The following is a 21,320-nucleotide window of genomic DNA, read 5'->3' as shown; positions in this document are numbered from 1 at the left end:
CTAATGAGTAAACGATACGATGCGGCGGACATCGAGGTCCTTAGCGGCCTCGAACCAGTACGTCGGCGGCCCGGTATGTACACCGATACTTCGCGGCCCAACCACCTGGCCCACGAAGTCATAGACAACAGCGTCGACGAGGCGCTTGCAGGGCATTGCAAAAAAATAGAAGTAACTCTCCATGAGGACGGCTCGCTGGAGGTGAGTGACGACGGTCGTGGTATGCCGGTGGATATTCACCCCAAAGAGAAAATACCGGGCGTCGAGCTGATCCTTACCCGACTGCATGCCGGCGGCAAGTTCAACAAGGACAACTACCAGTACTCTGGCGGGCTGCACGGCGTCGGTGTCTCCGTCGTCAACGCATTGTCGAAGAACCTCGAAGTCTGGATTCGACGGGGCGGCAAGGAATACAACTTGAGCTTCGCGGACGGCAAGAAGCGCGGCAAACTGGACGTTGTCGGAACGGTCGGCAAGGCGAACACCGGTACGACGTTGCGATTCTGGCCGGATCCGAAATATTTCGATTCCCCCAAGATTTCCGTAAGCAAGCTCAAGCATGCGTTGAAAGCCAAGGCTGTACTTTGCCCCGGGCTGATGGTCCGCTTGAGCGTCGAGAAGCCGGAAGAAAAACTGGAATGGTGCTACTCCGGTGGGTTGGAAGAGTATTTGCTGGAGGCAATAGACAGCAGCGAGTTCCTGCCGACTGAGCCGTTCTCCGGCAGCATGACCGGCAAACACGAGGCCGTGGACTGGGCCCTCGTCTGGTTGACCGGAGACGGTCAGCCGGTCTCGGAAAGCTACGTAAACCTGATTCCAACAGCGCAGGGCGGTACCCATGTCGCGGGTCTTCGCACTGGCTTGACCAATGCACTGCGCGCTTTCTGCGAGTTTCGCGGTTTGTTGCCGCGTGGTGTCAGTTTGGCGCCGGAAGACGTATGGGACGGTTTGTCCTTCGTGCTCAGCACGAAGCTTGAAGACCCACAGTTTTCCGGGCAAACCAAAGAACGCTTGTCGTCACGTGAGTCTGCCGCATTTGTTGCCGGGATCATCAAAGACAGCTTTTCATTGTGGTTGAATCAACACCCCGAAAGCGGCGATCTGATAGCCCAACAGGCAATCAGCAAAGCGCAAAAGCGGCTGAAAGCGGCGAAGAAAGTCGTACGCAAGAAAATCGTTTCAGGACCTGCACTGCCCGGCAAGTTGGCTGATTGCACGTCGCAGGAGCCGGAGCTTTGTGAATTGTTTCTGGTGGAGGGCGATTCCGCCGGCGGTTCGGCCAAGCAGGCACGTGACCGCAATACTCAGGCAATCATGCCGTTACGCGGCAAAATCCTGAATACCTGGGAAGTCGACGCAGCTGAAATACTTGGTTCGCAGGAAGTACACGACATCAGCGTTGCGTTGGGCGTTGACCCTGCAACTCCCGATATCTCCGGCCTGCGCTATCACAAGGTGTGCATTCTGGCCGATGCTGACTCTGATGGTTTACACATTGCGACCTTGCTCTGTGCACTGTTCCTCCGCCACTTTCGCGAACTCGTTACGGCGGGGCACGTGTACGTAGCAATGCCACCGTTGTACCGCATCGACATTGGCAAAGACGTTTTCTACGCACTGGATGAGCCGGAGCGTCAGGGCATACTCGATCGCATCGAAGCTGAAGGACGCCGTGGCAAACTAAGCGTCACCCGCTTCAAGGGCCTCGGTGAGATGAGCCCGGGACAACTGCGGGAAACGACCATGCACCGCGATACGCGCAGACTGGTGCAACTGACGATTGATGCGAAAGACAATACAGACCAGCTAATGGATATGTTGCTGGCTAAAAAGCGCTCGGCAGATCGCCGTACCTGGCTTGAGACGAAAGGCAACCTGGCGGAGGTCTGAGGAAAACCGGCATGCAGAATCAACTGAATCTTGAAGGTGTCGAAAAGCAGGCGCTGAAGGACTACACCGAAAAGGCGTACCTCAACTACTCGATGTACGTCATCCTGGATCGTGCGCTGCCGCAGATCGGCGACGGACTGAAGCCGGTACAAAGGCGCATCATCTATGCGATGAGTGAGCTGGGTTTGTCCGCTGGCTCAAAGCCGAAAAAATCGGCGCGCACGGTCGGCGACGTGATCGGTAAGTTCCATCCGCACGGCGACTCTGCCTGCTACGAAGCAATGGTGCTAATGGCGCAGGAGTTTTCGTACCGGTATTCCATTATTGACGGTCAAGGCAACTGGGGCTCAACGGACGACCCGAAGTCGTTTGCTGCCATGCGTTATACCGAGTCGAGACTGAAACCTTACGCAAAGAGTCTGTTGGCTGAACTTGCTCACGGCACGGTTGACTGGGTTCCTAATTTTGACGGCACGATGGATGAGCCTGTGGTCCTGCCTGCCCGACTACCTAATTTGTTGCTCAACGGCACGACCGGCATTGCCGTAGGGCTGTCGACGGACGTACCGCCGCACAATCTGCGCGAAGTGGTCAGTGCTTGTGTGCACTTGATCGATAACCCGAAGGCGACGATCGCCGACCTGATGAAGCACATCAAGGGCCCGGATTTTCCGACGGGCGGTGAACTGGTTTCGCCGCGCGACGACATTCGCGCTATTTATGAAACTGGCAACGGTACCTTGCGTCTGCGCGCCACTTACAAAGTCGAGAATGGCGATATCGTCATTACGGCATTGCCCTACCAGATCGCCGGATCGAAGGTGCTGGAACAAATTGCGGCGCAGATGCGCAACAAAAAGCTGCCGTTGGTTGAAGACCTGCGTGACGAATCGGATCACGAAGATCCTATTCGCCTGGTCATTACGCCAAAGTCCAGAAAGGTCGACGTTGAAGAATTGATGTCTCATTTGTTCGCAACGACCTCTCTCGAACGTACTGTTCGCGCCAATATGAACATAGTTGCGCTTGATGGCCGACCACGCGCTTTCAACTTGCACGGCTTGCTGACGGAATGGCTGACATTCCGTCGTGACACTGTCACACGCCGCCTGAATCACCGTTTGCAGATCGTTGAAGATCGTCTGCACATACTTGATGGTTTGCTGGCGGCTTACCTCAATATCGATGAAGTCATCGCGATCATACGTCAGGAAGACAAACCGAAGCCCGTGCTGATGGAGCGCTTTGGTCTTTCTGAAATACAGGCCGAAGCGATCCTTAATCTGCGACTGCGCAATCTGGCAAAACTTGAGGAAATGAAGATCCGTGGCGAGCAGGACGAGCTCAGCGCCGAACGCAAGAAAATCGAGATGATTCTGAACAGTGCGGCGCGCCTCAAGACCCTGATCAAGAACGAATTGCTGGAAGATGCTGAAGCCTACGGTGATGCGCGACGTACCGTTATCGTCGAACGCGATACAGCGAAAGCGCTGGACGAAACCCAGCTGGTCGCCAGCGAACCGGTAACGATAGTGTTGTCACAACGAGGTTGGGCACGCGCGGCGAAAGGGCATGAGGTAGACCCATTCGCGCTGAACTACAAATCGGGCGATGAGTTTCTTGCCGCTGCGCGTGGACGCAGCAATCAACTGGCGATGTTCATCGACAGTAGTGGCCGCGTCTACAGCGTCAATGCGCATACATTGCCGTCAGCGCGAGGGCAGGGTGAACCGTTGTCCGGGCGATTCAATCCGCCAGACGGTGCGGGTTTCTGTGGAACATTGATTGGCGAGCCCAGTGACAAGTGGGTGTTGGCCAGCGACGCCGGTTACGGCTTCATAGCGAAACTGGAAGACCTCGTGTCGCGAAACAAGGCCGGTAAAGCAATATTGCGCGTGCCAACCGGAGGACGTGCAGTTGTTCCGGCTCCAGTGCCTGCGGGTGCGGAATGCCTGATTGCCGCTGTCAGTTCAATTGGTCGCTTACTGATTTTTGAGATGGACGACTTGCCGGAGCTCGCCAAAGGCAAAGGTAACAAGCTGTTGAATATCCCGACCAAGAAGTACCAGTCGGGTGACGAGCAACTGGTTTCCGTTGCGGTTATTCCGGAAGAGGGCAATCTGCAGGTGCACACAGCCACACGAACGATGACGCTCAAGTGGAACGATGTGGATGACTACTACGGCGAACGAGCCTTGCGAGGCAGTATGCTCCCGCAAGGCTGGCGCAAAGTGGAGAGATTGTCGGTCGAGTAAATCGAACGCGCTGGCTCAGCCAGCATTGCTCTTTCGATTGTGTACGGCCGTATCCATATCCATGTCGATTTCCAGGTCGAAATCGTCACCATCCCTGTTCGGCATCACTGCGGTCATCGAGTCGTCGGCGCTGAGATTGTCGGCGCTGAGATTGTCGGCGGTGGTCGGGCTGTCATTGTCAGCCGTCCGACGAGCAGGCATCTCGGCCGTAATTTCCGCCGTCCCCTCCAGGTCTTCAGCCATGGATACGGAATTCGGGTCTTCCTTGAATTCGCTCAGGCGCGCCTGGAGCTCACGCGCGGCCTGTTCGATCTCATTGTTGAGTATTTGCGTCGCGGTCATCTCGTCCTCGTAATCCTGTTCCAGAATTCGATGATCGAACTCTGTCGTCAGGTCGAGAGGGCCGGCTTTTATCTGAGATGCACTAACTGATTCGACCTGTATGGCCTGTAAGTCCCGCGTGGTTGCAGAGGATTCAAACTTCTGTTTCGAGACATCGACAACCATCGACATATCGTAGCCAGTGCCTGAGAACTCCATCGGATCGGTCGAACTGTTTTGCTTCTCCATGATATCGGTGGGCAGTTCATCGCTGTTGCTGTCGCTCTCGCCAACCGTCAGGTCAAGCTCATTGCTGTAGTCACCGGAAGTGGCAAAGTTGTAATCCAGTGCAACGTCAATATCGTCATTGCTGTCGAAACCCTTGCCGTCGCTCAGGTCGGCATCCAGATGGTAGTCGGCGGATCTGGGCGTAGCGTCGGTAAGGCCAAGCTCGTCGTTGACAGTTTCTTCGCCACGATCAGCACTCCGCCTGTTCAGCAGGGATTCGTTGATCTGCGTTTCTTCCATGTCCGGTTTGTGGCCGAAACGTTCACGCAAGCGACGACCGAAGAGCAGCAGTCCCAGGAACATACCGACGCCCGCGACGCCCAGCCAAACCAGCCAGGAACGTGCGGAATCGTCGGCGGGTGTGATTACTACCGATGCCGGTACGGGTTGACGTTGAACGATCCGGGTATCCGGTATGCTCACCGTGGGCGCGGTGGTTGCCTGCGTACTGGCTATTGTCGGCGCGGTGTCGGCCTGCGTTCCGGTCGTGGCAACGCCCAAATTTGCCGTTGGCGCTGCTACGACAGCGTTCGATGTCGGCTCGGCCAGGGCTTGCGAGACTGGCGCTGGGGTGCTCGCGCTCTCAGTAGTTTGCGGGGCGACAGTTGCTGGAGTTGCCGTCGCGGCTCCCTCAACGACGCCGCGATAAGCTCGTGTTGTTGCCGGCTGTGTAGCTGCGACTTGCACGGCGGGAGCCGCCGCGGCTACAGCAGTGTCTACAACTGACGTAGGGATGATCAGCGTACTGCCTGCAATCAGGCGATCAATGTTGTTGTCAAGAAATGCCTCGGGATTGGCGGCATGAATGGCATCCACAGAATCCCACAGGCGAAGTTTACGATTTTCGATGCGCGCAACGATGCCCGACAACGTGTCACCGGGCATTACGTTGTACGAATCGCCAGCCACAATAGCGGGTGCTGTATTGCGGGTATTTATCGGGGCTGCCAGGTTGCGGCGAGCGGCTGTCGCCGGGCGGGTTGCGGGCGTCGCGGCAGCACGTGCTGCAGGCGCGGTGATCGGCTGCGCACTTATCGTGGCCTGTTCGACAGTGCCCGGCGGATTCAGCAGTAGTACGTACTCCCGACTCAGGCGGGCGGTGTACGGGCAGTCGATGGCAAGTTGCAGGCTCATCATCGGTTCGCGCAATGCGGTAGTACCGCTTAGCAGGATGCGTTGACCATTCAAGGCGATGGTCGCACGGGAAATTTCGGGGACGCCGGCCATTGGTACGCCGGAGCGCAAATAGATGCATTGTTCGTTGATGCGTTCGTTGGGCGCCAGCGCGTAGGCGATGCTTGCTCGCAAGGGCTGACCGAGCGCCGATTCCAGTTGAATCTCTCCCAGCTCTACCGCCATGCCCGGACTGGATAACAGTACACATATACTGCTGGCCGTGAAGGTGGATACAACTGCCGATCGGGCAGGAAATCGTTTCGCCTTGGCAGCGGACTTGCTGGTTCGGCTTTGCGCTTTTTTCACGGCGTGGCTCCGTACTTGCTGGGTTCTCTGTTTCGCACGTTTGGCAACGCACGAATCGCTCAAACACTGTGGCTTATTGATCCGCAGTCTAGCCAAGTATTTATTCTTGGAATATCGACCCGGTCAAAGTTTGGAATTTGCCAGGTAATGAGCGAGTCGCCACGGGGTAGCAACTGTGAGCCAGTTCACATTTTCAGGCCGGCAGCCATTCTATCTCTACCCGGTGCGAGTGGCAGGGGCTAGCCGTTGACCAGCGCGTCATAGCTTCTGGTTTCGACCCGCGGGGCTTCGGCGAGAACGACCTCGGGCTCGTGCACGTAGTGGCCCTGCATGAAATGTACGCCGAGCTGGAACAATACCGCCATGGCATTGGCGTTCTCTACGCGTTCCGCAATGGTGAGAATATTTCGCTCTTCGGCAGCTGCCGCGAGCCGACGAACGTTTTCCTGCATTTCAGTATCGCTGGTCAATGAATGCATCAGTTCGCCGTTGATTTTTATAAAGTCGGGCTTGAGGACATCGAGAATCTGCAGTCTGTTTTCCTCAACACCATAGTGTGCCAGTGCGAAACCTATGCCAGCAGCCTGGATGTCGCGAGCCAGGTTTTGTGCAAGCTTGATATGCCGCGCGGCATCGCGTTCAGAAATTTGCAGACATACGCGTTTCGCCGGCAAGTCTCGTTTCTTCAATTCCTGGGTGACCCATTCGGCCAGCGACGGATCCTTTAGTGATTGCCGCGACAGTCGGACAAAAACCCGGTCGGCCTTCTCTTCCAGGCAGAAATCCATAGACGCTGTAATGATCCAGCGATCGATAGTCTTCATCAGGTTGTTTCTTTCTGCGGCAGGCAGGAATTCGGATGGCAAAACCGAGTTGCCTTGTTCATCCAGCATGCGCACGAGCATATCGAACATCGGACCCGCTTCACTGCGCAAACCTGCGATAGGCAAGTGCGCAATTCTGAAGCGATTTTCCATGAGAGCCGATCGAATATGTTTCACCCAAATCGCATCGAAACGTCGCAGGCGAGTATCCTCATTATCCGTGTCACTCAGTCGAACCGTGTTGCCACCCGAGCTCCGGCCAGCGCTTTTCGCCGCGACTACCGCCGCAATCTGTTCTTCCAGGGTGTTAAAGATTCCGCTGATGGCACATATGCCTACTGTGCACGTGAGATGAACATTCTGATTCGCGATATCAAATGGGAACTCACGTATGTAGTCGATAAGCTGTTGGCCCCAGGCCTGAGCATCCTGTTCACTGCCGCGCTCCAGCAATACCATCAGCGTAGTGCCTTCAAATCGCCCGGCGAAATCGCGCGGATGCAGTCGCAGGCGGATTTGCTCGGCGAGCTGCGCGAGGATGTCTTCCGAGGCAATGATGCCGACGTCGTTTTGAACAGTTGAAAAGTGGTCAGGCTGTATGCACGCGAGCACGTACATACCGGAAGACGGCTTATTTGCACTGCGTTTCTGCATGCGTTCCAGAAACTGCTGGCGATGGTAGAATAGTGTTGTTGGGTCGCGTTGCAGTGCATCGTGGACCAGTTTGGTAGGCTCTTCGACTTCGGCAGCACGTTGTGCAATTTCAATCTGTACGTGGGGGCCGTCTTCGAATTCGACTAACTGAAAGCACAAGGCAACCTTGCTCGATTCGCCATTGACAGTGTGTGCTTTGGCTTCGAGCTGATCATCGGCAGGCCATTTGCCTTTCATCGTCGCGACGAGGGCGCCTTTGATTGCCGCGTGGCTCTCGGCCTCGAAGCTATCCATCAATGGCAGTCCTGCCACATCGTCCTCATTCGCACCTTCGAACAGTTCTACCCAGGCACTGTTGACGCTGGTGATGATGCCGTCCTGAGCATAAGCGATCGCACTTTCAGAGCGCTCCATATAATGGTGAAGCTGACGTTTGTACTCATTGGCTGCATTCACGGTCGAGTTCAGCGCTCTCTCCAGCCGCAAAGCGCGCAACTCGCGTTCCATAATCGCCAGCCAGCGGGTCCGGTGATTCGTTGAGACCAGATCGCGCGCGCCGTCCTTCATCGTGGCCTGAATGGCGCTTTCGTCCGGGTCCGCCTGTACGGCAATGACCGGCAACTCGGGGTGGTAGCTGTCCTTCTGACGGACAACCTGACGAACCTCATCCGGGTAGCTGTCCTTAAACAAGATGATGAGTTCGGTCTTGTTGCGGCTCAGTATCTTGTCGAGTTGGCTCGGATCGGCCGCCCATTCGCAGTGGGCCGCATGGCCCGAACTGCGCAGCGTGACATTGACGCATTCAACGTCTTCTTGGTTGCGCGTCAGTACAGCAACGGAAATGCCGTTATTCTGGTTCAAAATTCAGTCCTGCCGGCGACAAGCGAACCTTGCCCGGCCAGATTAATTAAAATAGGGGTCGCATCAATCGCTCCGGGAGGCAGAGTAGCCCCGGTAGCCTGTCAGATTCCGTGATGGGCATCATATTCTGCGACGTGGATCACGATCTGCTATGTGAAACAGTCACTTATTGGGGGCTGGCGGGTAAGCATTTTGGTCCTGATGCGCTTGGTTTCGCCACTCAGACGGAACAGGTATCATACTGCCGGCCGCGACACTGTGATCGCGGCCTCGTTTTTTGGCGTATCAGGCGCCGACCCGCAAGGGGCCGGTGAAATAAACACATGGCAAGCTATAGCACCAGCGAATTTCGATCGGGACTGCGATTCATACTGGACAATGATCCTTGCATCATTGTCGAGAACGAATTCGTCAAACCGGGCAAAGGTCAGGCGTTCAATCGAGTCCGCATCAAGAATCTAAAAACCGGTAAGACAGTCGACAAGACTTTCAAGTCCGGAGACAGCGTTGAGGCCGCTGATGTCGTCGATACCGAAATGCAGTATCTCTACAATGACGGTGAATTTTGGCACTTCATGGTGCCGGATACGTTCGAACAACACGCGGCCGATGATAAAGCCGTCGCGGATGCGAAGATGTGGCTCAAAGAGCAGGATATGTGTCAGATCACCTTATGGAATAACGTGCCGCTCATCGTCTTGCCGCCCAATTTTGTTGAGCTGGAGATTGTTGAAACCGACCCGGGCGTGCGCGGCGATACTGCGAGTGGCGGAGTGAAGCCGGCAAAGCTGTCTACCGGTGCAGTTGTACGGGTTCCTTTGTTTGTCGAGCAGGGTGAAGTCATACGGGTCGACACCCGCTCCGGCGACTACGTCTCGCGCGTCAAATAAACGTCGATTGAGCGCGGCTCTCCAATAGTGCGCAGTAATCCCGGCACAAGCGTTCGACGCCCGCCTGGTCTTCGGCCGTAAACCGGGACAAGTGCGGGCTGTCGATGTCGAGAACTCCGACCACGGTATCGTTGATCAACAGCGGAACAACCAGTTCCGAGCGCGATGCCGAGTCGCAAGCAATGTGACCAGGGAATTCGTCTACGTTCTCGATGCGCAGCGCGCGTCGTTCGGCGACGGCCGTGCCACAAACACCTTTGCCTATCGGTATCCGCACGCAGGCAGGGTTGCCTTGAAACGGACCCAGCACCAGGTCCGTGCCACGCACGATGTAAGTGCCCAGCCAGTTGATACCGTGCAACGATTGCCAAAGCAGGGCGACGAAGTTCGCCGTGTTTGCGAGTGCGTCCGGTTCGTCGGCGGTCAGTGCATTTAGCTGCTTCGAGAGCAGCTCGTAGTTTGTGTCAGTCATAGTCGCACTTCACGGCCGTAATGGATTGCACCTGACGCAACTCGGTCGCGCCGATGTTGACCATGACCAGTCTGTCAAAGCCAATTGCAACGCCACAACAGGCGGGTAGTCCGGAGCGTAACGCAGCCAGAAAGTCCTCGTCCAGCGGCCTTATCGGCTTGCCAGCAACTGCGCGCGCGGTTTGATCGGCGGCGCAGCGAGACTCTTGCTCGAGCGCGTCGCTAAGTTCGTAGTAACCGTTAGCCAACTCCAGTTCACCGAAAAATATTTCGAAGCGGTCGGCGGTACTCGCATCGAGAGGACAAAGCCTCGCTAAAGCGCTTTGCGATGCCGGGTAGTGATGCAGAACAGTCAGTGCTTTGCGATCAAAGCGCGGGGCCACGCGTTGCGTCAGAACCAGATCGAGCCACGCGTCGCGGTCGTCACCAAGTGCCTGCCGGAGTTGATTGTCGGCATCGGCCGCCAGTCGCAGTTCGTCCAGCGAACCATTGATAGGATCGATCCCGGTATATTCCTGAAATGCATCGGTGTACGACAAAAATGCGGCTTCGCCGATACCGGCATGTTTGTCCAATACCCGGGCAATGAAGGCGACCGTATGTTCCATCATTGCCTGAAAAGTCAGGTCACGCCGATACCATTCCACCATAGTGAATTCGGGTTGGTGTCTCGGGCCGACTTCGCCGTCGCGAAAAACTTTGCTGATCTGATAGATATCCGGCCAGCCGGCGGCCAGCAGTCGTTTCATAGCGAACTCAGGCGATGTGTGCAGGAAATACGACTGATCACCGTGCGCGCTAACCAGTGCGCGGATGCTTTCTATTTGCGGGTCGGTAACGGCAGCGGCCGAAAGGGCAGGAGTTTCCACTTCAAGAACGCCGTGTTCGCTAAAAAATGCTCGCGCTGAACTCAGCATCTTTGCCCGGCACCGTGCTGCTTCGAGCGAGGCTGTTGGCCGCCAGTCCGGCGACGCGGGTGCGTCGTTGCTCACGGAGCGATTGCACTGATCGTGGCGAGTTCTTCCCCCATTCGCATCGCTTTGCCCGCCTGCAGGGAGCCGTCGAGCTTCACGGCACGCGGCAGCAGCAGAATCACCGTTGAGCCCATGTTGAACCAGCCGAGCAAGTCACCTTTTTCTACTCGCCTGGCGAGCGGGCTGCTGTCAAGGTCGAGTTGCTCGACCATGCCTTTGCGACGCGGTCGGATTTCGCCACTCCACGGGGTACTGATGGAGCCGACGTTCATTGCGCCAACAAAAATGACGGCGAACGGGCCAATCTCCGAATCAAAATGACAAATCAATCGCTCATTGCGTGCAAACAAACCGGGCAGATGCGTCACCGTTGCCTGATTGACGCTGAACAGGTCGCCGGGCACGTAGCGTGCCGCGGTCAGGTGGCCGGCGAACGGCGCGTGCACCCGATGGTAGTCGTGAGGCGCCAGATAGATTGTTGCAAACTTGCCGTCGTTATAGTGGCTCGCGTCTCCAAGGTCTGTGGCAAGCAGGTCCCGCAATGAGTAGTAGTGACCTTTCGCTTGAAATAGTCGACCGTGCGAAATCTTGCCAGCCTCGCTAATCGTTCCGTCAACCGGGGAGGTCAAGACGTTGGCGTCTTCGACCACTGGTCGCGCGTCGCTTTTAAGTTGTCGGATGAAGAAATCATTGAACGTGGCATAGCCGTCAGGTACCGGGGTTTCGACTTCCGCAGTATCAACGTTGAACGCACGAATAAAATTGCGGATTAGCAGATTCTTGATACCCGTATGCCGAACGCGGGACAGTCGGTAAACCATGGCAGTGATACCGGAACGCGGCAGCAGTCGTTGCAGGTAGACAAACAATCGCCCTGTCTTGTTGCTCAATGTGATTCCTCGTGCATAGGTGGTGGCGCGTTTCTGGCAAAAAACTCCACGCGTGCCTCAACGGCATCATGCGTCTTAAAGTTAAACGTCAACGTGTCAACAGTACCGGCGCCGATGGTTTGACGGGGCTGCATCAGCATGAGATGAACAGCGCCAGGTCCGAGTGCGAGCTTTTCCCCTGCACGGATACTGACGGTCGGTAAAGCACGCATTCGCGCCCGCCCGTCTTGCAACACGGTTTCGTGAATGGCTGCGTTCTCGAACAGCGTGCTGTGCACGCTCTCAATGTGTACATCCTGATTGGTATTGTTGTGCAGCGTGAAGTAGGCAACGGCCATTCTGCTGTTACCGGTTGGCACGAAGCTGTACGCGTCGGAGACGAGCAGTTCGTTCGGCACGGGACTGCAAGCGGTTAGAAGCGCGCAACACAAACCGATGCACAAACGATTCAGAGCCACTATCGGGCAACCAGGATGGCAAGGTCGTTGACGAAAGCATCTACCGTGTGTGGCGCGGAGAACAGGGCGGACAGCTTGGCATCCGGGTTCGTCAGCAAGACGGCGGTCGAGTGGTCCACCGAGTAGTTTGCTTCATTCGCGTCAGCTTTTTTGAAGTGTATCCCGAGATTCGTCGTCAGTTCTTGTAGCTGATCAATTTCGCCGCTGACACCCGTAACGTGGTCACCGAAAATTTGTACGTAAGCAGACAATGCCGCCGTAGTATCCCGTTCAGGGTCGACGCTGATCAGCACAATTTCCGGTAGCGGTTCGACGCCCTTTTCGGCCAATCGCTGCCGGGCAATGGATAGCTGTTGCAGGGTGGCAGGGCAAATATCCGGGCAATGGGTGAATCCGAAGAACAGCAATGTCCAGTTGCCGGCGAGTCGCTGATTGTTAAACAGTTGGCCGTTGTCGTCGATCAGCTCGAAAGGCGGCAATGCGCGCGAGTCCGGGAGAACCGTCGCGTCCTGCAGGGTTTGCGGTTGGACAGCCTTGCTCAGGAAATAAGCGCCGCCGGCAAGGCCCAGAACGATAAATGAGCCAGCAATGATGTAGCGCAAATGTGACATTGGTACGAACAGCCAGACAAGAAGGAGAGGCGGAGTTTAATTGATCCCGCAGCGACTTTCAGAACCCCGAGCAAGTGCGGGTATGAACGGCTATGCCAGCGCATTTACGCCGCGTGCATGGTAGATTGCATCGCCAATAACAGGGCCCTGCCTGCCGGACGTGCTGCAAGATATGCCGAATATACCGACGAATAACGCTCAGGCGCCATTGACGGTGTCTGCCATAATTGCTGTTGTCACGGAACAGTTTGCGGCGGCAAATCTGACTTACGGGCACGGTACGGACAATTCTGCCGACGAAGCCGCGTGGCTGGTGTTCTCGTTATTGCAGCTTGATTTCGCAGCAGCCGAGTCGGGTTACCAGCGACTGCTCAGCGAAAGTGAGTGTCGCGAGGTGTTGTCGCTTGCCAAGCGTCGGGTCGCCGAACGGGTGCCATTGGCGTATCTGTTGCGCAGTGCCTGGTTTGCAGGGCACGAATTTTACGTCGATGAGCGGGTGCTCGTGCCGCGCTCACCACTGGCGGAACTGATTCATGAACGCTTTACGCCGTGGCTGGACCCGCAGCGGGTTCGCCGGGCGGTGGACCTCGGAACTGGCAGTGGCTGTATAGCGATAGCCATGGCTCATGAATTCCCGGATGCGCAAGTTGATGCGGTGGATATTTCGGCCGAGGCGCTGGCCGTTGCCGCAATTAATGTCGAGCGGCACGAGCTCACTGAGCGGGTGCGTCTGATCCGCTCGTCGTTTTTCGATGAGCTGGACGGGCAGTACGAGCTGATTGTGAGCAATCCGCCCTATGTCGATGAAGAAGATATGGTTTCACTTGCACCGGAATTCACGCACGAGCCTGCTTTGGGGCTGAGCGCCGGTGCCGACGGTCTGGATTCAGTGACGGTGATACTGCATGATGCGTGCCGCTTTCTCGCGCCTGACGGCGTGCTGGTCGTTGAGGTCGGCAACAGTCAGGAAGCGTTGGAAAACCGTTTTCCACAAGTGCCGTTTGTCTGGCTCGAATTCGCGTTCGGCGGTCAGGGCGTTTTCCTGTTGACCCGGGAAGACCTGGACAGGCACGGCGAAGAATTCAGGCGAGCCGCTGAGGTGAAATAGAGATGCCCGGAAATACATTTGGACACATGTTTACGGTGACCACCTTTGGTGAAAGTCACGGCTTGGCGCTGGGCTGCGTGGTTGACGGTTGTCCGCCGGGCATGGCGTTAACGGAGGACGACATTCAGGCGGACCTTGAGCGGCGTCGCCCGGGCAAGTCCCGGCATACAACGCAACGTCGGGAACCGGACAAAGTCAAAATACTGTCCGGCGTGTTTGAGGGCCTGACCACCGGTACTCCAATCGGTCTCCTGATCGAAAATACGGATCAGCGCTCCCACGACTACGGCGATATCAAGGACAAGTTTCGGCCAGGTCATGCGGACTACACGTATCATCAGAAGTACGGCATTCGCGATTACCGCGGCGGTGGCCGTTCGTCGGCCCGCGAAACCACCATGCGGGTCGCGGCCGGAGCGATTGCGCGTAAATATCTGGCGGAACGCCTGGGCGTAAAGATTCAGGGCTATCTCGCGCAACTGGGGCCGATACGGCTGTCGGCCGAGAACCTCGACTTTGTCGACGAGAACCCGTTTTTCTGTGCCGAAGCAGGCAAGCTTGCGGAGCTTGAAGCCTATATGGATGAGCTGCGCTTAGCGGGTGATTCCATTGGCGCCAAAATCAGCATCCTTGCCCAGGGTGTTCCGGTCGGACTCGGTGAACCGGTCTTCGACAAACTTGAGGCCGATCTCGCCCATGGCCTGATGAGTATCAATGCTGTGAAAGGCGTGGAGCTGGGCGCAGGCTTCGCGGCGGTGAGTCAAAAAGGCAGTCAGCATCGCGATGAAATTTCTCCGGACGGGTTCAAAAAGAATGACGCGGGCGGTACCCTTGGTGGCATATCGTCCGGTCAGGACATACTTGCAAGCATTGCATTGAAACCAACGTCCAGTATTTCGGTTGCGGGCCAGACAATTGACAAGAAAGGGCAGGCATCAGAGATAGTGACCAAGGGTCGCCACGACCCCTGTGTCGGATTGCGGGCAACGCCCATCGCTGAAGCGATGGTTGCTTTGGTACTTATGGATCACTACCTCCGACACCGCGCACAGAACGCCGATGTAGTGGCCGGTACACCGATTATTCCCGCGAGCATTCGCTGAGAGTCAGTGCGGTGCTGAGCGGCAACTCGCAGTAAACCAACCCATCACAAGGAAGTATCAGGAATCATGTCAGAGCCATTCGAAATCGCCGTTGTTGGTGCCACAGGTGCTGTCGGCGAGGCAATGTTGCAGGTGTTGTCGCAGCGCAAGTTCCCCGCCCGCAAAGTTCATGCGCTGGCCAGCGCACGCTCCGTTGGCAAGGAAGTGTCATTCGGCAACCGCAAGTTGATAGTCGAAGACCTGGCAGAGTTCGACTTCTCGAAAGTAAAAATCGCGTTGTTCTCAGCTGGCGGGTCTGTTTCTGCCGAACACGCACCGCGAGCGGCCGCCGCCGGTTGTATCGTGGTCGACAATACCTCGCATTTTCGGCGTGACGACGATATTCCGCTGGTGATTCCTGAGGTTAACGAGGCGAAAATCGCCGACTACAAGGCGCGCGGCATCATCGCGAACCCCAATTGTTCGACTATTCAGATGCTTGTGGCGCTAAAGCCGATTCACGATGCGGCCCGAATTACCCGCATCAACGTCGCGACCTACCAGGCGGTGTCCGGTGCAGGGCGTAGCGCTGTGGAAGAGCTGGCACGGCAGGCAACCCAGTTGTTGAACGGGCGCCCGCTGGAACTCAAGGGGGCTGCAAAGCAGATTGCTTTCAACGCTGTTCCGCATATTGACGAGTTTCAGGACAACCGCTACACCCGGGAAGAGATGAAAATGGTCTGGGAGACTCGCAAGATTCTTGGTGATGAAAGCATTGCTGTGAATCCGACCGCAGTACGAATCCCGGTGTTTTTCGGGCATTCAGAAGCCATCCATCTGGAAACGGAAAAGAAAATCAGCGCCGAGGAAGTCTGCGAATTGATGCGAAATGCGCCGGGTGTTGAATTGCGAGATGGCTGTGAATTGGGGGCATATCCGACCGCCGTCACAGACAGTTCGGGCAATGATCCGGTATACGTAGGCCGGGTGCGTGAAGACATCAGTCATCCGCGCGGTATTAATCTGTGGGTGGTGGCTGACAATATTCGTAAGGGCGCGGCTCTAAATAGTGTCCAAATAGCTGAAATATTGGCGAAAAAGTATTTATAAGCTATAGTTCACCAGCGAATTGGGGTGAGCGTCCGAAAACCAAAAAACGAGGCTCCCGAGCGTGCACATCGGGCAAATATTCTGGGAGCCGGAGAAATTTATTATGTCACGACGACTTAATCGTTCATGGATCTTGCTTGTCTGTTTATTGACGAGCGAGGTCTGGGCCCTCGGCCTCGGTGACATACGATTAAATTCAGCGCTCAACGAACCGCTTCGCGCAGAGATACAGCTGCTGTCAGCGACGCCGGAAGAGCTCCAGAATCTCAAAATTAGTCTGGCCTCTGCGGAGGCTTTTGAACGTTACGGTATCGATCGACCGTTGTATTTGTCGCGGCTGGTCTTCACCGTGCAGCAGAATGCGTCGGGCCACATTGTTCGGGTCACGTCCGCTGATCCGGTAACCGAGCCCTTCGTGACCTTCCTTGTTGAAGCCGAGTGGTCGCAGGGCCGGCTGCTTCGTGAATACACGGTACTGCTTGATCCACCGACGTTTGCACCGGCGCCAACGTCCGCGAGCACCGAGGCCGTTTCGGCACCGCGTCAGGCGCCTCAGGCTGATCGCGGTCGCATCGATCGACCGGCCGCACCGGCACCCCGGCAGTCGGCCGCTCCATCGACCGTATCCGGTGGGGATAACAACTTCGCGACCACGGCGGGTGAGGACTACCAGGTACGTCGTGGCGATACCTTGTGGCGAATCGCCGAGCAGGTACGAACGGACAACCGCCTGAGTATGAACCAGACGATGCTGGCGATTTATCAGGCGAACCCTGAGGCGTTCGCCGGCAACATAAATGCCTTGCGTGCAAATGCCCGGCTGCGTATTCCGAGCAACGACGAAATTTTCCGTATCAGCCGCGGCAATGCACTCAGTGAAGTGCAGCGCCAGAATCAGGCGTGGGACGGCGACGGGGCGAGTGCCGCGCCGCAAACCACTCTGACATTGGTTCCACCGGACGGTGAACAGCAGCCGTACCAGGGCGCGTCCAGTGGCAGCGACACGGCGACCGGCGGCATGAATGCGGCAGCCCAGCAAAGAATACGTGACTTAGAAGGGCGGATCAGCCAGCAGGAGTCGCTGCTCAACGTTCGCGACAACGAGCTTGCCGAACTGCGCTCGGAATTGACGCGCCTGCGAGCAGAACGAGCTGCCGCAAGCGGTGCAAGCGATGTTGCTGAGCCAACAGCAGACCCGGAACTGCCGACTGAAGAGCCGGCCGCGGAAATCTTCGTCGATGATACCGCGACAGATGAACCTGCTGCAGACGAACCGTCTGTAGAAAATGAACCCGCGGCGGCCGAGCAACCGGCAGCACCCGCACCGCGAGTCAGCACGACGAGCCGCCAGGAGCCGAGCCTGGTCGATAAGATTATCGGCGCTTTGACCGGCATCTGGGGAATGATCGGGGTTGCACTGCTGATTGTCCTCGGCATTCTGATCTGGTTCGCACGCCGCGCGAGTGGCGGTGGCGACGACGGTGATTCCACGGGCGTCTGGGATGCACTGGACGCTGAAGATGAAGTTGACAGCGAATCGCTGGCGTCCACGGAACGGCTGCGTGCTATGGCTCGTGACGATGACAGTTCGATAGTCGTCGTTGAGCAGCAAGGCGGCGATACGATTGCCGGCGAACCGACCGGCGACACCATTGAGTCGACCGGTTTGCACGCCGCTGTTGATCCAATTGCGCCGGTGTCACTTGAAGATACGTTCTCCAGTGAAACAGCCATTAATCTTGATCAGTCTGATCCGGTTGCGGAAGCCGATTTTCACATGGCCTACGGTCTGTACGACCAGGCCGCAGATCTGGTTAACGGTGCGTTGGCTATCGAGCCGAACCGTACCGACTTGTTGGCGAAATTAGGCGAAATCTATTTCGTCTGGGGCAACCGTGATGGCTTCGTTGACGCTTCGTCCCGTTTGGATGCGGCACTGGGCGACGACGGAGATCGTGGCGTATGGGACAAGATCGTCATCATGGGGCAGCAGATTGCCCCTGATCACGACATGTTTTCGAACGCCAGCGCTGCGGGCGCTACACGTGAAGTCGATCTGGATTTCGAGTCCAGCGGCGATGACGATGCGGCGCTCGACATAGACTTTGCGGGCGCTGGCCCTGACGGCGCGTTCAGTGACGTTATTGACCTGGGCGACGATGGTGACAGTGATAACGACGGGCTGTTTGGCTCATCTGACGATGATGACAGTGCACTGGACTTTAGTTTTGATGATGAAGTCGATACTGGCGCGTCTATTACGCAAGCCATGCCCGAGCGTGACGATGATGCAACCGTAGAATCGCCAACGCTTGAATCCCCTACTGTTGAACAAGCCGCAGTGAGCGAAACCGATGGTACGTCACGTCTGCCTTCACTTGCCGGTCTCGATGATCTTGATGACCTCGATTTTGGTAGCCAGACTGGCGATGCTACTGCGGAAATTGACCTCGACGATCTCGGACTGGATCTCGACGGACTTACGGATGATTTCGGTGACGACGACGATGAGACCGGAAGCCGGCTGGCCGCTGACGAACTCGCCGAGACAGGCAGTAATCCGATGCTCGATATCGGTGAAGAGACCGGTTCGGATATTGATGTAACGGTCGAAAACAGTTTGCTCGATGCCACCGGTGAAACTCAGGTGCTGCCGGATGACTTCGCTATTGAAACGTCTACCAATATTGCTGCGCAACTGGATGACGACGAAGCAACGTTGCTGGCTCCGGGGCTTGGCTCCAATGACGAACCCGACTTCGACTTCGCCAAGACAGAGGCTCTGCCGTCCGATTCATTTGATGATTCCTCACTGGACGCAACGGCCGAGTCACCGGGGTTGGCAGGCAGCACCGACATGGACCTGGATCTTGACGACCTGACCGCTGCACTGAAGTTGAGCGAAGCAGGCGACACCGTCGAGCAGCTCCGCGATGACTCCACGGTCGAGCAACCGCGTATAGGCGGTGGCGACTTCGATGCGGATATTGATTTTGATCTGGGTCTTGGTGGTGATGATCCTACCCAGGCACTGGGGCCGGACGATGTGTCGGATGAGCTGCAAGAAGCGCGCACCATGACGGAGGTCGGCACCAAGCTTGATCTGGCAAGAGCCTATGTCGACATGGGTGACCCCAGCGGTGCACGCAACATTCTTGATGAAGTGCTGGAGGAAGGTGACGAATCACAACGTCAGCAGGCGCAACAATTGCTGGACTCATTGCCCGGCTAAATACACGGTCGATACAACGACGCCAGGTCTTGCCTACGCATGCCTGGCGTTTTTTTTTGGGCAGTGTGGACCGCAAGGTCTGCACTGCTTTGGCATGAACAGGCTCTGGGATTATTGATCTTGCGTATTGCGATGGGCATTGAGTACGACGGCACAGCCTACAACGGTTGGCAGCGCCAACGTACCGGTCTGGGCGTCCAGGAGTTACTCGAAAAAGCACTGACCAAGGTGGCGAATGAGTCGATTGAGACAATTTGCGCCGGCCGGACGGATACTGGCGTGCACGCGACCGGGCAGGTTGTCCATTTTGATACATCCGCTGAGCGCGACAATCGCGGCTGGCTATTGGGTGCTAACAGTAGTTTGCCGGACGATGTGAATGTCGTTTGGGTTCAATCCGTCAAAGATGATTTCCATGCTCGCTACTCGGCGACGCGGCGCCAGTACCGTTACCTCATATTGAATCGCTTGGTTCGCTCTTCGTTGTTCCGACACCGCGCCTGGTGGGTATACCGGCCACTTGATGTCGCGCGAATGTCTGCTGCAGCCTCGCACTTGATCGGGGAGCATGACTTTTCGGCTTTTCGCGCCGCCGGCTGTCAGGCACGGACCGCCGTCCGTGAAGTCACCAGTCTGCAGATTAAGAGGCATTCTGACTGGCTCATGATCGACATCGCGGCCAATGCCTTTTTGCAGCATATGGTTCGCAATATCAGTGGTTTACTGGTTGAGATTGGCATGGGCGAGCGTGAACCCACCTGGGCGGCAGATGTACTGGAAAGCAAGGACAGAACCCGTGGTGGGGTAGCCGCTCCAGCACACGGCTTGAGTCTGGTCAGCGTTGAATACCCGGCCGAATTCAGACTGCCGGTGCCGTCCACGCCTGATTTGTTTCCTGGCGCAGATTAGCTTGTTGAGCTACGTCACTTTCTTTATTGTCAGAGATTCTGCAAACGGAATTCTCCCTTGACGTTCAATTCGTTTATGATGCGATGCCATGAGCTGGTTTGAAAAATTAATGCCGTCCCGGATCAGCACCGAGAAGCGAACACGCTCGGTGCCGCAGGGTATCTGGATCAAATGTCCGCAGTGTGACGCACAGTTGTACCGTACCGAGCTTGAGCGCAACCTCATGGTCTGTCCGAAGTGCGAGTATCACATGCGTATTGGTGCGCGCGATCGGCTGGAGTACTTTCTGGACCCGGACTCGCTGAAGGAAATCGGCAGCAATCTCGAACCAATGGATCCGTTGAAGTTTCGGGACAGCAAGAAATACCGGGATCGTATCAGTCAGGCTCAGAAGAAGACTGGCGAAAAGGATGCGCTGATCGCAGCAAGCGGCACCCTTTTTAGTCAACCTGTTGTTGCTTGCGCCTTCGAGTTCAGTTTCATGGGCGGCTCCATGGGCTCGGTTGTTGGTGAGCGGTTTAGTCGTGCAGCAAGGGTCGCGATGGACAGCAATGCACCGTTAATCTGCTTCTCGGCCAGTGGCGGTGCGCGTATGCAGGAAGCGCTGTTTTCTTTGCTGCAAATGGCCAAGACTTCCGCCGCATTGACGATGTTAGGGGAAAAGGGCGTTCCGTTTATTTCCGTCTTGACGGACCCAACGACCGGTGGTGTGTCAGCGAGCCTGGCGATGCTTGGTGATATAAATATTGCGGAGCCTAAAGCGTTAATTGGCTTCGCCGGTGCGCGGGTGATAGAGCAAACGGTACGGCAAACGTTACCCGAGGGGTTCCAGCGCAGTGAATTCCTTCTCGATCATGGTGCGCTCGATATGATCATGGATCGTCGCGTCATGCGCGTTGAGATCGCTGATCTGCTCGCTAAATTGCAGAACCGACCGAGCCCCGTCACCTGAATTACCTGTTTGCCGTCAGGCGGTCGTTCGCGCCGACCCGTATCCCCAGTTGAAATCG

Annotated in this window: 16 protein-coding genes; 9 read left to right on the top strand and 7 right to left on the bottom strand. The window is 56.5% G+C overall.

What is annotated here, in order from left to right:
* Positions 1–3: 3 nt before the first annotated feature.
* Both parE and parC read left to right on the top strand, forming a co-directional pair.
* The gene (parE, locus tag AC0L8N_RS02850) at positions 4–1,890 is read left to right on the top strand and encodes a DNA topoisomerase IV subunit B (protein WP_473666062.1); all 1,887 of its coding nucleotides are present in this window, start codon (positions 4–6) and stop codon (positions 1,888–1,890) included.
* Between the two features lie 11 nt (positions 1,891–1,901).
* Positions 1,902–4,145 carry a DNA topoisomerase IV subunit A gene (gene parC, locus AC0L8N_RS02845; RefSeq protein WP_473666061.1) on the top strand — a complete coding sequence of 748 codons (2,244 nt, stop codon included), beginning with the start codon at positions 1,902–1,904 and terminating at the stop codon, positions 4,143–4,145.
* Positions 4,146–4,160: 15 nt separating this feature from the next.
* On the opposite strand, the gene AC0L8N_RS02840 is transcribed toward parC, so the two are convergent.
* Positions 4,161–6,236, bottom strand: coding sequence for a type IV pilus assembly protein FimV (locus tag AC0L8N_RS02840; RefSeq protein ID WP_473666060.1), 2,076 nt, complete (start codon positions 6,234–6,236; stop codon positions 4,161–4,163).
* Positions 6,237–6,475: 239 nt separating this feature from the next.
* Positions 6,476–8,575 (bottom strand): EAL domain-containing protein, encoded by a 2,100-nt coding sequence (locus tag AC0L8N_RS02835; protein ID WP_473666059.1) that lies wholly within the window; start codon positions 8,573–8,575, stop codon positions 6,476–6,478.
* A gap of 323 nt (positions 8,576–8,898) precedes the next feature.
* On the opposite strand from AC0L8N_RS02835, the gene efp reads away from it, so the two are divergent.
* Positions 8,899–9,465 carry an elongation factor P gene (gene efp / locus AC0L8N_RS02830; RefSeq protein ID WP_473666058.1) on the top strand — a complete coding sequence of 189 codons (567 nt, stop codon included), beginning with the start codon at positions 8,899–8,901 and terminating at the stop codon, positions 9,463–9,465.
* On the opposite strand, the gene AC0L8N_RS02825 is transcribed toward efp, so the two are convergent.
* The 5 genes from AC0L8N_RS02825 to AC0L8N_RS02805 are packed head-to-tail and all read right to left on the bottom strand — an operon-like array spanning position 9,458 to position 12,869.
* Positions 9,458–9,937: a GAF domain-containing protein gene (locus AC0L8N_RS02825; protein WP_473666057.1), complete on the bottom strand. Its 480-nt coding sequence runs from the start codon at positions 9,935–9,937 to the stop codon at positions 9,458–9,460. The genes efp and AC0L8N_RS02825 overlap by 8 nt on opposite strands.
* A complete protein-coding gene (gene epmA, locus AC0L8N_RS02820; RefSeq protein WP_473666056.1) occupies positions 9,930–10,928 on the bottom strand; it encodes an EF-P lysine aminoacylase EpmA in 999 nt (332 codons plus the stop codon). The genes AC0L8N_RS02825 and epmA overlap by 8 nt, the downstream gene beginning before the upstream one ends.
* On the bottom strand, positions 10,925–11,800 hold the full coding sequence (asd, locus tag AC0L8N_RS02815) for an archaetidylserine decarboxylase (RefSeq protein WP_473666055.1): 876 nt from the start codon (positions 11,798–11,800) through the stop codon (positions 10,925–10,927). Before asd ends, epmA begins: the two co-directional genes overlap by 4 nt.
* Positions 11,797–12,198 (bottom strand): copper chaperone PCu(A)C, encoded by a 402-nt coding sequence (locus tag AC0L8N_RS02810; protein WP_473666054.1) that lies wholly within the window; start codon positions 12,196–12,198, stop codon positions 11,797–11,799. Before AC0L8N_RS02810 ends, asd begins: the two co-directional genes overlap by 4 nt.
* 59 nt (positions 12,199–12,257) lie before the next feature.
* The gene (locus tag AC0L8N_RS02805; protein ID WP_473666053.1) at positions 12,258–12,869 is read right to left on the bottom strand and encodes an SCO family protein; all 612 of its coding nucleotides are present in this window, start codon (positions 12,867–12,869) and stop codon (positions 12,258–12,260) included.
* Positions 12,870–13,041: 172 nt separating this feature from the next.
* Between AC0L8N_RS02805 and prmB the strand changes: the two genes are divergently transcribed.
* From prmB to accD, 6 genes are all read left to right on the top strand, one after another.
* Complete coding sequence (gene prmB, locus AC0L8N_RS02800; RefSeq protein ID WP_473666052.1) at positions 13,042–13,977, top strand: 50S ribosomal protein L3 N(5)-glutamine methyltransferase; 936 nt, start codon at positions 13,042–13,044, stop codon at positions 13,975–13,977.
* Between the two features lie 2 nt (positions 13,978–13,979).
* Positions 13,980–15,080, top strand: a complete 1,101-nt coding sequence (gene aroC / locus AC0L8N_RS02795) for a chorismate synthase (protein WP_473666051.1) — start codon at positions 13,980–13,982, stop codon at positions 15,078–15,080.
* A 66-nt stretch (positions 15,081–15,146) separates the two neighbouring features.
* A complete protein-coding gene (locus AC0L8N_RS02790; RefSeq protein ID WP_473666050.1) occupies positions 15,147–16,169 on the top strand; it encodes an aspartate-semialdehyde dehydrogenase in 1,023 nt (340 codons plus the stop codon).
* Between the two features lie 103 nt (positions 16,170–16,272).
* A complete protein-coding gene (locus tag AC0L8N_RS02785) occupies positions 16,273–19,401 on the top strand; it encodes a FimV/HubP family polar landmark protein (RefSeq protein WP_473666049.1) in 3,129 nt (1,042 codons plus the stop codon).
* Positions 19,402–19,518: 117 nt separating this feature from the next.
* Positions 19,519–20,310, top strand: coding sequence for a tRNA pseudouridine(38-40) synthase TruA (gene truA / locus AC0L8N_RS02780; RefSeq protein ID WP_473670003.1), 792 nt, complete (start codon positions 19,519–19,521; stop codon positions 20,308–20,310).
* Positions 20,311–20,398: 88 nt separating this feature from the next.
* Positions 20,399–21,262 carry an acetyl-CoA carboxylase, carboxyltransferase subunit beta gene (accD, locus tag AC0L8N_RS02775; protein WP_473666048.1) on the top strand — a complete coding sequence of 288 codons (864 nt, stop codon included), beginning with the start codon at positions 20,399–20,401 and terminating at the stop codon, positions 21,260–21,262.
* Positions 21,263–21,320 lie beyond the last annotated feature (58 nt).

This window comes from Woeseia sp. D3-10, assembly GCF_055809415.1.
This window is presented reverse-complemented; position numbering and strand designations above follow the sequence as displayed.